General features: G+C 62.4%; 13 protein-coding genes and 1 tRNA gene. 7 read left to right on the top strand and 7 right to left on the bottom strand.

The genetic code is table 11. The features are described from left to right. Positions 1-294: 294 nt before the first annotated feature. Positions 295-816, bottom strand: coding sequence for a hypothetical protein (locus D2V17_RS15145; RefSeq protein ID WP_119593639.1), 522 nt, complete (start codon positions 814-816; stop codon positions 295-297). Positions 817-853: 37 nt separating this feature from the next. On the opposite strand from D2V17_RS15145, the gene D2V17_RS15150 reads away from it, so the two are divergent. Together D2V17_RS15150 and D2V17_RS15155 are read left to right on the top strand one after the other, a co-directional pair. Then, positions 854-1,204, top strand: a complete 351-nt coding sequence (locus tag D2V17_RS15150) for a hypothetical protein (RefSeq protein WP_119593640.1) — start codon at positions 854-856, stop codon at positions 1,202-1,204. 37 nt (positions 1,205-1,241) lie between these two features. Continuing rightward, entirely contained in the window at positions 1,242-2,045 is an 804-nt protein-coding gene (locus D2V17_RS15155) for a hypothetical protein (protein WP_119593641.1), read from the top strand. Between the two features lie 54 nt (positions 2,046-2,099). On the opposite strand, the gene D2V17_RS15160 is transcribed toward D2V17_RS15155, so the two are convergent. The 4 genes from D2V17_RS15160 to D2V17_RS15175 all read right to left on the bottom strand — a co-directional run bounded on the left by D2V17_RS15160 (position 2,100) and on the right by D2V17_RS15175 (position 7,147). Next, positions 2,100-3,035, bottom strand: a complete 936-nt coding sequence (locus D2V17_RS15160; protein WP_191229224.1) for a DUF4365 domain-containing protein — start codon at positions 3,033-3,035, stop codon at positions 2,100-2,102. 270 nt (positions 3,036-3,305) lie between these two features. Continuing rightward, on the bottom strand, positions 3,306-4,022 hold the full coding sequence (locus D2V17_RS15165; protein WP_119593643.1) for a hypothetical protein: 717 nt from the start codon (positions 4,020-4,022) through the stop codon (positions 3,306-3,308). Position 4,023: 1 nt separating this feature from the next. Beyond that, positions 4,024-6,993, bottom strand: a complete 2,970-nt coding sequence (locus D2V17_RS15170) for an HsdM family class I SAM-dependent methyltransferase (protein WP_220474128.1) — start codon at positions 6,991-6,993, stop codon at positions 4,024-4,026. Then, positions 6,956-7,147, bottom strand: coding sequence for a hypothetical protein (locus D2V17_RS15175; RefSeq protein WP_119593645.1), 192 nt, complete (start codon positions 7,145-7,147; stop codon positions 6,956-6,958). Before D2V17_RS15175 ends, D2V17_RS15170 begins: the two co-directional genes overlap by 38 nt. A gap of 337 nt (positions 7,148-7,484) precedes the next feature. Here D2V17_RS15175 and D2V17_RS15180 point away from each other — a divergent pair, with 337 nt between their 5' ends. The 3 genes from D2V17_RS15180 to D2V17_RS15190 are packed head-to-tail and all read left to right on the top strand — an operon-like array spanning position 7,485 to position 10,077. After that, entirely contained in the window at positions 7,485-8,033 is a 549-nt protein-coding gene (locus D2V17_RS15180) for a hypothetical protein (RefSeq protein ID WP_119593646.1), read from the top strand. Continuing rightward, the gene (locus D2V17_RS15185) at positions 8,030-8,758 is read left to right on the top strand and encodes a hypothetical protein (protein ID WP_119593647.1); all 729 of its coding nucleotides are present in this window, start codon (positions 8,030-8,032) and stop codon (positions 8,756-8,758) included. The genes D2V17_RS15180 and D2V17_RS15185 overlap by 4 nt, the downstream gene beginning before the upstream one ends. Further along, positions 8,755-10,077, top strand: a complete 1,323-nt coding sequence (locus D2V17_RS15190) for a hypothetical protein (protein WP_119593648.1) — start codon at positions 8,755-8,757, stop codon at positions 10,075-10,077. The genes D2V17_RS15185 and D2V17_RS15190 overlap by 4 nt, the downstream gene beginning before the upstream one ends. A gap of 394 nt (positions 10,078-10,471) precedes the next feature. Here D2V17_RS15190 and D2V17_RS15195 read toward each other — a convergent pair. Further along, a tRNA-Ser gene (locus D2V17_RS15195) sits at positions 10,472-10,561 on the bottom strand. Between the two features lie 159 nt (positions 10,562-10,720). Between D2V17_RS15195 and hspQ the strand changes: the two genes are divergently transcribed. After that, positions 10,721-11,101, top strand: coding sequence for a heat shock protein HspQ (hspQ, locus tag D2V17_RS15200; RefSeq protein WP_119593649.1), 381 nt, complete (start codon positions 10,721-10,723; stop codon positions 11,099-11,101). 21 nt (positions 11,102-11,122) lie between these two features. Here hspQ and D2V17_RS15205 read toward each other — a convergent pair whose 3' ends face one another. Next, positions 11,123-12,007 (bottom strand): ABC transporter permease, encoded by an 885-nt coding sequence (locus D2V17_RS15205; protein WP_119593650.1) that lies wholly within the window; start codon positions 12,005-12,007, stop codon positions 11,123-11,125. A 97-nt stretch (positions 12,008-12,104) separates the two neighbouring features. On the opposite strand from D2V17_RS15205, the gene D2V17_RS15210 reads away from it, so the two are divergent. Continuing rightward, positions 12,105-12,315, top strand: a 211-nt coding sequence (locus D2V17_RS15210) for a GcrA family cell cycle regulator (protein WP_220474129.1), incomplete at its 3' end; no start/stop codon positions are given.

Below are 12,315 nucleotides of genomic sequence, written 5' to 3' on the forward strand. Positions count from 1 at the left end.
GCATGGACCGAGTTAGGGGTAGGAAGCTGGCGCCAGATACTGAAGTTTTATCGGGCCATAGCGTAGCGTCAGCGGCTTGCTTGATCTCTCAGCCGATGGAATGGGTGATCGACGGTGAATGGCGGGACATGCGGGATAGCGATGAGAACTATATCTACTCCATTGCCCTCTATACCCCTCCAAAATAGGGCATAAGGGGACGGCAGAGCTGGCTGACACCCATCAGACGTCTGCGTAGCACCCCCCGGCCGTTGGTGTCATCTTCGTCGCTAACCCAGAAGCAGACGTCCGTACTCAATTCTGGCCTGCTAGTTCCAGCCGCATCCACTCAGTCAGCGGCTCGTCCAGTACGGCGTCGACATAGACATCCGATCGGGGCGCCGTGCTCGCCTTCACGTCGATCACAAGATGGAGTCCGACGGTGTATCCATACGGTCCGGCTTGTTCGGTCATGCCCCTGAGTTTCCAGATGTCGCCGTGGAAGTCCTTGTTCGACGCCTTCTTGACCTCGACCACCAAAAGGTTCTCGCGCTTGCCCACCCGATGCACGATCAGGTCGGGCACAATCGCATCCTTGCTGATCAACTCGTCCTCGCTGAGCCCGTAGCGGAGCCGTTTGACGACGTCCTCGCGCCGGTTCCATTCTAGGTCGATTGACCAACCCTCAAATTGCCCATGAAGCAGATCCCGGATCCGGGCGACGAGCGCGCGCTCGGCTGGGTCGGTGTAGGCCAGATCCATGTCTTCCAGCAACACCCGAACCGCGGTCGCAAAAGTAGCCAAGGTTGCTTGCAATTCGCTCTTCATTGCATCCATTTACCATGAATTGTTGAGCAAATCAGGAGGTCAGCGGGTGAACATCGAGAAGGCCGAAGTCGAGCACTACGGCATCTATCTCAAGGACAAGTCCCGGCCGCCCAGCCGCGGCGGCAACAAGCGGGCGTGGCATCAGCACGTCATCACCGTCGCAGGCGAGCGATATTCGTTTCTCGCACCATGGTCCGGCAAGTTCGTCTATAGTGGCGAGACCGTGAGCTTTGCCTGGGACTGGGACGAAACCGGCAAATACAGAAATGCAGATTACCTTTCCGTCGTTGCCTGGGGCCAGGACGGCAAGCCGAAGCGCCGGGGAGAGCGAGGCAGAAAACTCTGGCGCACCGCCGACACGCGCCTGCCGGCCCGTCGCAGCGAATGGAACGACTGATCGATGCGGGGATCATCGAGAAAACTCGGAGCGCCACATGAACCCTGAGGTTGCTGAGCTGCGCGTCGGCCTCGACAATCTGCTCGACGACCGCGACTATCTATTCAGGTTGCTCGATTCGATCGACTGGGACGCTCAGCTTGATGCCATCAGGTCCGTCCTCGCGAGAAATCGGTCCGCAGCAGAGCGCGTCGCCGCCAACATCGACGAGCTCGGGCAACGGGCGGAAACCTATTCGGGCCCGCACCATCATCACGTGGTCGATGAGCACGTCGATGCGATGTGGCGATCCTCGTACAGCGACGCCGCAGTGAGCCTCTCCGCTATCGGCATGATAGTGCCGATGGCGGAAAGCGTCTTCTCCCAATCGTTCCAAGCGCTGGGATCGATGTATGCCGCCAAACAGATGCAACCTCCCGATCACCGGCGCTGGAAGCGCGCGGACCAGCACCCGGAGCGGTGGAACTGCCAATGGTATTTTGGCCGCGACAAGGCCCGGAACGACATCATCAGCGGACTCCCTCAGATCTCCGAGGCCTCTGGGCTTTCCACTTACCTAGAACCCGACATGATGGAGTGGCTCGCCGCCATGGTCTCTTATCGGAACAGGATGTTCCACGGCGGCTTCGAGTGGTCGCTCGCCCAGCGCGATCAGTTCGAGGCCCTGATCGCGGCCCGAAACTGGGACAAATACTTCCAGTCGGCACGGACCAACGACAAGCCTTGGATCTTCTATCTGCGCGACGAAGTGATCGATGACATGCCCAGGCGGATGGAGGCGATCCTCGACAGCTTCGGTCGCTTCGCCAAGGACCTGCCCTTTGAACTCATCTCCACCTAGCCAGCGTGGATGCGAGCCGGGCACGATCGCGACGCGCCCCGCTGCGACGCAAATCTAGTGGCCGATCTCGCCCTCGAATTGCTTCAGACGCATGTTCAGTTCGCCATTGCTGCACAGCGAAAAGAAGACCCGGTCGGTCGCCATCCAATAACCGGCCTCGGTTTCGCTGACGAGCTTGAGCGCCTTTCGCACGAGCGCGGGAAACAGCACCTGAAGCTTCTGCAAGGCATAGTCCAGCGTCTTCTCGTGCAGCAGGACCCAATCGCCTTTCCAATCGCGCCGATCCATCCTGTAGAGCTCGATTAGCTCTTCCAGTGGCCATTCACTCTCCAGATAGAGCGAGGCCATCCGGCAGGACTCGTAAAGTGCCCGGAACTGCAGGTGCCGCTCCGCTTCGACCTCCATGAAGCTATCGCGATTCTGATTCATGCGGATGAAGTCGGCGAAGGTGTCCATCTGGCTGATCAGGTTCGTGATATGAAACGCGAATTCGGGCTGCAGCCGCTCGCGCGCGTATAACCAGCGGAATAGCTTGGGCCCATCGCTCGATTTGAGTGAGAGAGAGGCGGACAACGGAAACGTCATCGAGCCTTGCGTTTCGAGTTTTTCAAAATCGCCGCGGATGAGCTCCTTGACCGCCACAAAATGGATGTCTTTCGCAGCGAGATCCGCAACCAGCAGGAAAACCGGCACTGGCAGACCATGCCAGTATGCTGCCGTGCTGGTCTTGATCTGCGGTGACGCCGCCAACTGCTGGCCGCCGTTGCCCTTCTTCCACGTGATCGAGCCCACCCCCTTGAGCTGGGCAGACATAAGTTGGCCGGTGACTTCATCGTTCTTGTCGACCAACTCGATGTAAGCATCGATGCCATAGTCGCGCTCCGTGACCTCGCGCACGATCCAGTCTTTGGGTGCGATGCTGTCGAGGACCCGCCAGGATTCTGTCTCCGTGAGGTGTGTTTTCGATCGCTTGGGGAATTTGAGCTTCATGGTATCCTCGCAGCGCAATTTAGTAATCATCTGGCGCGAGCATAACCTTTTGCTTTCTTCTTGAAGGCAGAATTCAGTACACCGCACGCTATTGTTTGTCCGGGCGTCTCCAGCTTTCCAGCTAAAGGACTATCGCGAATGAAAATGGAGAGCTCCTGGCGCTTTGACACTCCCGGTCCCATGCCGCTGGAAGCTGCCGAGCATTCGATACCCTGATCGACAAAGTTGTTGCGCAGGGGAGGTGAGCTTCAAGCCGGCGATGCGACCGCACTACATTTCGATCCAGAGGTGAACGAGCCGAATACCGCCAAGCCCCGAACTGCGAGCGTGAGCAGAAGAGAGGCCCGCCACGCGCGATGGCGGATCATACTCTAGGAGCGACAGCTTGTCGGCGGCAGACCAGCCCTCGACGGCGTCGCTTTCGAGACCGTCGATCCAGTCGTCGAGCTGGACCGCCCACGATGGGATGTCTCGCTCCTGCACGTAGGCGATCATCGCCGCCCGATCGTGTGACGAACCGTGATGTCCCGCCTTGAAGCGTTGCACGCCGCCGGTCGTACTGAAGCGGCTGTAGAGATATTCGCGCTCGTCCCGCTTGTGGCCCTTGGGGGTTGGGAGCCTCTTGCATTCGATCGGCAGGAGCGTTTGGTACTCGGTATATTCGCGGCCTTCGATCCAGATGACCGAGCCGCTCGGCGCGACGGCGAGGTCGATCGCGCGCCGGCCATCGGCGGCGTCGGGCTCTTCGCGCCTGAACTGCAGAAAATCCCAGCCTGGCGTGTGACGGCTGGCGCTGGCGAGCTTCGCGCAGAGCTGCGCGGTCAAGGCGTCCTCGCTGGTCTGCGCGGGCCGGCGGGGATCATCGCGCCAACCGGGCAGGACGCTTCCAATGAAGCCGATAAGAGCATTCATCCACTCGCCGGGAAGATGGACCTCGCTGTCCAGCGTTCCGGCTTGCGCCCGGCGCTCCCCCTCGTCGGCCAGCATCCTAGAAGCCCTGCTCGCGCAAGTCGGCGAACACGTCATCGGCATCGCGCAGCGCGATCGAGCGAGTCCAGAACCGGTGCCGGTCGGGCTTCAGCAGAAAGACGAAGCCCTTGTCGTAAAGGCGGGTGATCCGGGTGACCGTCAGGCCCGAGCCGCGGCGCTCGTGGAGGAGCGCATCGAGCCTGCCGCGTAGCTCATCTGCTCCCGACCAGTCCACCGCGCCATCGCCGAACGCGTAAGCGCTGCAGATCGCGCCCGACCACCTTTGCGATTCGAGCGGGCGTATCGGATTGCGCGTGTAGACGGCGTTGAGCTGACGGGTGAACACCGCATCGAAGTCAGCAAGCGCATCGTCTGGTGCTGTTCGCATGACCGGGGCTGCGGTGCCCAGACGAACGAGATCACGCTGATGCTCGACGATGTCCTCGGCAATGATCCGCTCGTTATCGCTGAGATCGAGATCTTCATCTTCCGGATAGGGCAAGGCGAAGATATCGGCGCTGAGGATCGCCGTGGCCCGTTGCGTGAAGAGACGTGCGCTGATGCCGGCTACATACGCGCGCAGCACAATATTCTCGCGCTGAAGCCAACGCTGCACGGCGTTCAGCCGATCGAGATCGGAACGTGGCGCGACCAGCCCGACAATCTCATGCTTATATGTCAGATATTGGCCGGTCCACAGGCCGTGGTAGAGGTTCTGGTGCTCCTTGATGAGCAAGAAGGGCGGCGTGAAACGCCGCTCGGTCTTCGGTCGCTTGATCGGCCGATTGGGAACGGTGTCGAGGAATCTGACGTCGAGGCCCGCTTCGGAAAGCGCGCTGGTTGGTAGGAGAGGCTTCCCGACAACATGCTCGGCTGGCGCGGATTCACCACTGAGGCCGGCAATAAAGCCCTCCCCGAAATCCCAGCCATGTTTATCGGCATAGTCCTTGAGCGTCGGATAGCGTCGAAGCCGTTCAATCAGATCCTGGACCCGGCGACCGCCGAGCAGGTTGGCGCGCCAGATGTCGGTGGATTGTTCCGCCTCCGCACTTCGCAGCCAGTGGAGATCATAATAGTCGATGTCGAAGCCCTGCTCGGCCGTGGCGCGGCCATTGCGGCGGAAGACGGCATGGAGCAGTCGGCCGTCGACGGACGGCTTGCTGGCTTCGGCAATGACCACGACGATCTTGGGGTCGGCTTCGCCTTTCTTGAACAGCCCGCGGACCGAGACGAAGTCCAGGATCTCGCGGACCCGCCAGCGGCTGAAGAAGGACTTCCGAAAAGCAAGCGCGTTTTGATTGTAGAGGAAGCCGGAAGGCTCGACCATCGCCAGCACGCCATCGGGAGCGAGGAGCTCCATCGCTTCGTGGAGGAAGAGATAGGCAAGCTGCTTGTCGGCAAGCGCGCCGTTGGCCTTTTTGTAGGCGGCGTAGCTTCGTTTCGCGCCGGCGGTCGGCAGCGAGGATTCGAATGGCGGATTGCCGAGGATGGCGGCGACCGGCGCGCCGACGAGCCTTCTGGCCTTAGCATCGAAAAAGCAGCTGTGATGGAGCGTCGTGCCCGCGAGAGGCGGGAAGAGCTTGACGCTCGAGCGAATTTCCTCGGGCTGCAGCGCGTCGCAGAGGCTCAGGCAGAGGCTGAAAGCGGCAAGTTCGACCGCGCCCTCTTCGAGGTCGATCCCGTGAACCCGCTGGAGTAGCGGGCGCAGTTCATCGACGCCGGGGCGCGCCCAGTCGTGGTGCAAGCGCCAGTGCAGGACGAGCCGCCGATAGGCTTCGACGAGGAACACGCCCGACCCGCAGGCCGGGTCGAGTATGACGCCGTCGCTGGCCATCAAGCGGTCGAGCCGTTCCCAGCTCAGCGTTTCCTCAAGCATAAGGCGCACGAGCGCGGGCGGCGTGTAGATGGAACTTGCTGCGTCCTTGACGAAGAGCTGGTAGATATTGCTAATCAGCTCGACCGGGAGGTCGCGGAACGAATAGAGCCGCCAGAGGCTGAGTTGGCCAGAGCTGTCCTCATAGCCTTCGACCAGCCGGGCGTAGCTGGCAAGCTCGGTGCTCGCCGACAGCGCCGCGCGGTCTTCCTCTGTCAATTTGAAGACGTGGCCGTTGAAGCGCTCTTCGAGCGCCTCGAGCAGCGCGATCAATGCCGGGCCGTCGCCGAGGATCTCGAAGAAGCGCCCTGCGCCTTCGCGCGCTTGGTTGAAGTCGGCCGGGAGCAGTACCGAGCGCTCTTCGAGATAGGCGATCAGGAGGGAAAGGATCAGCAGCCTTCGGCGTAGCCTGGGCGATAGCAAGCGCCCCTCAGACAGCTGCTTGGCAAGCGCGCGAACTTCCTCGACCAGCGTCCGGTGCGCCGCCTTCTGGGCGGAGAGCATCAGGCTGCAGGCGTGGGGATCGTCCCAGATCGTACCGTTGCGGATGCGCGCCGCATCCCACCATACGTCGAGCTCGGCGATCTTCGCGCCCGTCAGCAGCGTTCGGATCGGGCGGCAGACGGGTTTGCCGTCGGGACCCGCGAAGTCGGGTTCGTGCGCGCAGCGGAACAGCTGGATCGCGCCGCGGCCCGCGCGGTAAACGAGCGGGACGCCGCCCCAACTCCACAGCCGCTTGTGCAGCTCGGCGAAACGCGCGTCGTCGGGTTCGTCGGCCACGTCGAAGATGAAGGCTTGTGCGACCGCAGCGCGGCCGTGGCGCGCCGCTTCGAAGAAGACCGCGCGGGCGCCGTAGGACAGTGCCTTCTCCATGATCGCGACTTCCTCGGGCGGACGGCCGGCGCGATCGTAGCCCGCGACCGGAACAAGCCCGTCGACGACTGGCAGGTCGCGCGCCTCCGAGATCGCGAACAGCCAGTCGGCCGACTCCATTCGGGTGTCGAGTGTCATCGCTGCCGTCTGCACGTTGACGCCGCGCGAGTGCTGCCCGAGCGCAAGAATGTGGCCGCCGGAGCGGTCATTTCTGCCGCTCCTTTTTGGAAAGCGCGAAGCCATTCTTCAGCAGATCTGTCATGCTGATGCCTTGTGCGACAGCAAAGCCCTTGAATTGCTTCTTGAATTCTGGGCTGACCTTGAAGTTCAGCGAGACACCTTTTTCGGGTTCCTGGTCGCTTTCGTCGTCGGATGCGACCGGCTGGCTGCGTGCCATTCGGTATCCCCTTTCCTGACGACCGTCCCTGTTCGGCCGCGATAACGCATACCGAATTCCATATTTCTGGCTTTCGTGCAATCCAGAAAGCCAGAAATATGGATAGCTGCATGGGAACCTCGCGCTTCAGTCGTCTGCCTCTGATCGGCATGCGGGGACACCTTATCAGAACAAACGAAGAACATATAGTGATGCTTTCCCTTCACGGGCCGGCCACCTTGCTACGATGTAGCCCTGTCGGCCCGGCGGGCGGGGTCGAGCCGGTTGCGGTCGCTGCTGTTTGGGGTCAGAAGATCGCTGGGGTCGTTGGCGGATCGCCAACCGAGAGGGTGGCCGAATGGATCGCGCACTGATCGACCTACCGCCTTGCGAGGCTCCGCTGGTGCTTCCTTGGCCCGAAGCGGGCGCTCCGGGTGGATTGGTCACGTTCGAGGACGCGGCGAGCTGGCGCGATGTCGTTGCCGGCCGGTCGCCAAGCCCCTTTGTCCCCGCGATGGTCGGCATCAAATATGCGCGCGCGCAAAAGCTCTACCTGCTGGGCTGGATCGATACCGACCTGATCGAGGCAGGTGACCTGGTCGCGTTGACCGCGATCGAGCTGGCGGTGACCGACCGCTACGGCCATCTCTTCCCCAAGCGCCGGCGGAGCCTGTCCGTTCCCCTCAGGCACATGGTCGAGGGCGACGGGCTCACCGATGCGGCGATACCGATGGTGGTGCGCTGTGGCCGGACGGCCATCGGACGGCTGACCGGCGATACCGAACCGACCTTGGCCCGGCGCCGCAATCAAGCCGCTCACGGTGATCCGTTCAACGGCATGCCGGTCGGCGGACTTCTGGAGCTGGTCCGCGACATGATCGCAGAGGCGGCGGAGCGGGTGCGATGACGCCGTTTCGCTGGCAGAACTGCTATGCCGATGTCGCTGCGGCCAAGCACGATCTGACGATCCGATCGTTTCTTGACGACGTCATTCTCCCGGCAATCCACCAGGTCGAGGCGCGGATCACGGAGCTTGGGCACAGCGACGAACCGGCAGCCTGCTTCGAGCAGTCCGACATGGAAGAGGTCCTCGCGGAAACCAAGCTCGCCTTCTGTCTCGCGATCCAGTCGATCTGGGAGCGTCAGCTACGCGCTTATCTCTACGGATGCGCCGAAGCGTTAAGGCCGGGGGAAGGGGTCGGCGCGAAGGTGGAGAGGGCGAACTGGCCGGGTATGTGCGCGCTGTTTCGCGAGCTCCGCGGCATCCGGATCGAGGCTTTTCCGAGCTTCGGTGAACTTGATACGCTGCATCATCTCGGCAATGCCTGCCGGCACGGCGATGGCGTCTCGGCCGCCGAACTGACACAGCGCTGCCCCGATTGGTGGCCGGTCTACACGTCGCTGCCGCCGGAGTTCGGGCCGTCGTCGCCACCCCGGCAGACGGTCGCTGCCATGTCGGTTCCGGTCGAGCGGATCGAGACATTCGTCGGCGCGATCGTCGGCTTCTGGGAAGACGCAGCCTACATCTATCGCGAAAGCATCGCGGACAAGCACGAGAGCTTGGAGCGGCGGCTTGTCCGCGAGCGGATCGAACGCGCGTGGCGGCCAACCGCCGAGGAGCATCGAGCATGACCGCGCCTGACCCGGTGCTCGTCGCGGCCGTTGCAGACTTGTGGCGCATGCCGTGGCCCGGACCCGACAATCTCCTGGCAGCGCCGCGCTTCATCGCGCTGCGCGATCTGTGTGCGGAGCGTTTCGGCGGCGGGAAGGCACCTTTTGCCCTGAGCTCCGCGCTGCATGCCTTGGGTATGCCGTGTTACCTTCCCAAAGGCCGCGAGGATTTGACGCTCGATGTGGCCATCGCCGCGGCACGGATAGAAGCGGCATTCCGTCAGGAGACTGCGGTGCGGCGGCATCTATGCCCGCTCGATCTGGCGGACGATTTGCCGCCGATCGCGTTCGGTCCCGCGCGGCTTGCGCGTTTCTCGGCCGACGAGCTGGAGACGCTCTTCAATGCGCCGCGGCTTGCACGTACTTATCCCAAGGTGCCCCTTGAATCGGACCGCCTCGCTCAGTTTCACTGGCTTGTGGTCGAAGAGACGCTGCCCGTCGGTCCCCATGCCGAGGCGCGGGCGGCGCCGTGGATGTTCGACATCATGCGGGATTTCGGAGCGATCGAACCGCATCTCGGCCACTTCCCCGCGGTCGTGGAAGCCGCGCTGTTCCATCTGATGCTGGCGCCGTGGGAAGACTGGTCGACGCTGATAGACCTCGATTGGCGCGGCTTCCGCGTGCCGTGGATCTACACGCTCGACGACGATTTGTTCGTCCAGTCGAAGCGGCCGCCGAGCGCGGACGATCTTTCGCTCGAGCCCTGGATCGTTCAGGACAGCTGGGGGGAAGAGATCGAGTTGGAGCGGCCGACGACCTATCCCTTGGACGACGATGCCGCGCCTGCGCTCGCGGGATATGCCGCCTCGGCGTGGGACGAGCTGCAGGCGGCCCGGGCGACTAGCCTGTTTGAGACGCCGATCGTCCATTTCCTGGTGCGGGGCTTTCTCGCCGAGGGGATCGACGAGTTCATGGCTCATATGACGTCGATCGAGGCGGCGCTCGGTCTCGAGCTCGATCACCGGCGCAAGCTGCGGCCCAAAGGCTCGCCGCACCCGAACGTCACGCCGGCACGGAGGGTGGCGGCACGGATCGCGGCCGCCCTCGGCGACGCTAGCGCTGCATCAGACTACCTTGACCTGTTCGAGCTGCGCAGTGCCTTCGTCCATGGCCGTGGTGGCATGCAGGCTATCCCTTCGGCGCAGCGCGTCGCGGCGCGCAGTCTCGCGCGCCGAGCGGCACGGGCGATGGTAGCATTGGCGACGCAGTCGGCGCGTCCTCGCACGGAGGTTCTGGCTAACCTGCTCGACAAAGGTGTGCCGATGCTCCCGCCGCCGTAGAAGGCGACTCGAACGAAGCGGGGCGATCGCCACTTCGAAATCTTGGTTTTCAGGGAAGCCGTTCGAAGGCTTGAACGTCGCCTATGTCGGCGAAAGCCGATGTGCAGATCGATCGCCTGAGAAACGATCTTCCAAGCGTACAGCTATGAGCAAGCCATCTGGCATCACGTCATCGCTTCTACCAGGAGCTGTGGAGGCCCGCGCATTTTAATGCGGATATTATCGCACAATCGGCGGTGATTTGCGGTGAAAGGTTCTCACACGGTGGGCATGTGAGAACCCACCTTTTATCGTGCCATAGAGGGCTATTGGCGGGGCAACTTCCGCAAACCTGAAAATTCTTGTGCGGTGATCGGCGGTTATGGGCGGCAATATCGCGCTATCGGCGGTGAAGTGGCGGAGAGGGAGGGATTCGAACCCTCGATACGGTTGCCCGTATACTGCATTTCGAGTGCAGCGCATTCGACCACTCTGCCACCTCTCCGCTCGGTCAGGTGAGAGGCCTCAACGGCCCCGGTCTCTCTGAGAAGGGCGCCCGTTAGCCCATGATTCTGCCCTTGCCAAGGCCCTTCGCACACAAGTGCCGGTGATTATCACCCGGCACGCCTTGTTCGCAGACGCAAACCGCCTATATTCCGGACATATGGAACACACAGAGTTCTATTCGGCTCAAGCCGGAAAGCGCATCCAGGCCCCTCGTCATGCGCGCGCACGCTTTGCCATTGGCGATGTCGTAAAGCACAAGAATCATGATTTCCGCGGGGTCATCTTCGATATCGATCCGGTGTTCGCCAATTCTGACGAATGGTACGAACAGATCCCGCTCGATCTGCGCCCTAGCCGCGATCAGCCCTACTATCACCTCCTCGCCGATAGCGAAGAGGCGAGCTATGTCGCCTATGTCAGCCAGCAGAACCTGCTGATCGACACCGATGGCGGCCCGGTCGATCATCCCGGCGTCGATCAACTGTTCGAGCAGTTCTCAGCCGGTCGCTATCGCCTGCGCGCCAGCCTCACCCACTAAGGAGGAGCGAGCGCGCCGCGCCTAGCTCTTGATCTTCCACCCGCTGGCCAGCACCCGGTAGGCGATGAAGCCCAGCACCACGTTCAGCGCAAGCACGCCCAGCGCCGCACCCATCACCGCATGGTCGGTGTTGCCGATGTCGCTTTGGCCAAGGAAGCCGTAGCGGAAGCCCGAGATCAGGTAGAAAAACGGGTTCACCCGGCTGATCGCCTGGAAGGCAGGCGACAGGTTGTCGATCACATAGAAGGTGCCCGACAGCAGCGACAGCGGCGCGACCACGAAGTTCGTCACCGCCGCGTTATGGTCGAACTTCTCCGCCCACAAGCTCGCCAGCAGGCCCACGATCGACAGCAACGCCGCACCGTTCAGCCCGAACCACACGATCGCCCACACATGCGCCGCGCCCAGCTCAACACCGGGGTAGAGCCACATGGCAAAGGCCACCGCCGAGCCGACCATCACCGCGCGTGTCATCGCGGCGGCGACGATGCCGAGCATCAGCTCGCCCCACGACAGCGGCGGCATCAGCAAGTCGATAATCGTGCCCTGCAGCTTGCCCGACAGCAGCGAGAAGCTGGCATTGGCAAAGGCGTTCTGCATCATGCCCATCATGATGAGGCCCGGCGCCACGAAGGTTCCGAACGAAACGCCCAGCACTTCGCGCCCGCCCCGCCCCAGTGCGACGGTAAAAATGATCAGGAACAGCAGCGTGGTGATCGCCGGGGCCCAGACAGTTTGCGTCTGCACCTTGAGAAATCGCCTGATCTCCTTAATATAGAGGCTCCACAGCCCGATCCGGTTGAAACCGGTGATCTGTGGCTCTCCCTTCGGCGGGAACCTGGTCCCGGCACTGGTGCCGGAAAGCGCGACTTTGCTGGTTGCGGATGCAGGTTCTGTCTGAGGCATGGGCTGCGATTATCCGTCGGCAGGCGGGCTGGCAAGATCACCTGCGGATCGGGGCGGCAGTCCCCTCCCCCGCAAAGGCAATGAACGAAGGTATTCGATGAGCTGGACCGACGAACGGATCGCGCAACTGACCAAGATGTGGGAAGGCGGCGCCACCGCCAGCCAGATCGCCGAGGAACTGGGCGACGTCTCGCGCAACGCCGTGATCGGCAAGGCCCACCGGCTTGGCCTCAAGGCCCGCCCGAGCCCGGTGAAAGCCAGCGACAAGAAGGATACGAAGAAGAAGGCCGCTCCGGCCAAGCCCGCAG

The organism is Aurantiacibacter xanthus, assembly GCF_003584015.1.
Lineage (GTDB): Bacteria > Pseudomonadota > Alphaproteobacteria > Sphingomonadales > Sphingomonadaceae > Alteraurantiacibacter > Alteraurantiacibacter xanthus.

Bases quoted from the DNA above. Each gene is read 5' to 3' on its own strand.
- D2V17_RS15145 (WP_119593639.1), bottom strand. From the start codon at position 816: ATGGATGCAATGAAGAGCGAATTGCAAGCAACCTTGGCTACTTTTGCG.
- D2V17_RS15155 (WP_119593641.1), top strand. From the start codon at position 1,242: ATGAACCCTGAGGTTGCTGAGCTGCGCGTCGGCCTCGACAATCTGCTC.
- D2V17_RS15160 (WP_191229224.1), bottom strand. From the start codon at position 3,035: ATGAAGCTCAAATTCCCCAAGCGATCGAAAACACACCTCACGGAGACA.
- D2V17_RS15165 (WP_119593643.1), bottom strand. From the start codon at position 4,022: ATGCTGGCCGACGAGGGGGAGCGCCGGGCGCAAGCCGGAACGCTGGAC.
- D2V17_RS15170 (WP_220474128.1), bottom strand. From the start codon at position 6,993: ATGGCTTCGCGCTTTCCAAAAAGGAGCGGCAGAAATGACCGCTCCGGC.
- D2V17_RS15175 (WP_119593645.1), bottom strand. From the start codon at position 7,147: ATGGCACGCAGCCAGCCGGTCGCATCCGACGACGAAAGCGACCAGGAA.
- D2V17_RS15180 (WP_119593646.1), top strand. From the start codon at position 7,485: ATGGATCGCGCACTGATCGACCTACCGCCTTGCGAGGCTCCGCTGGTG.
- D2V17_RS15185 (WP_119593647.1), top strand. From the start codon at position 8,030: ATGACGCCGTTTCGCTGGCAGAACTGCTATGCCGATGTCGCTGCGGCC.
- D2V17_RS15190 (WP_119593648.1), top strand. From the start codon at position 8,755: ATGACCGCGCCTGACCCGGTGCTCGTCGCGGCCGTTGCAGACTTGTGG.
- hspQ (WP_119593649.1), top strand. From the start codon at position 10,721: ATGGAACACACAGAGTTCTATTCGGCTCAAGCCGGAAAGCGCATCCAG.
- D2V17_RS15205 (WP_119593650.1), bottom strand. From the start codon at position 12,007: ATGCCTCAGACAGAACCTGCATCCGCAACCAGCAAAGTCGCGCTTTCC.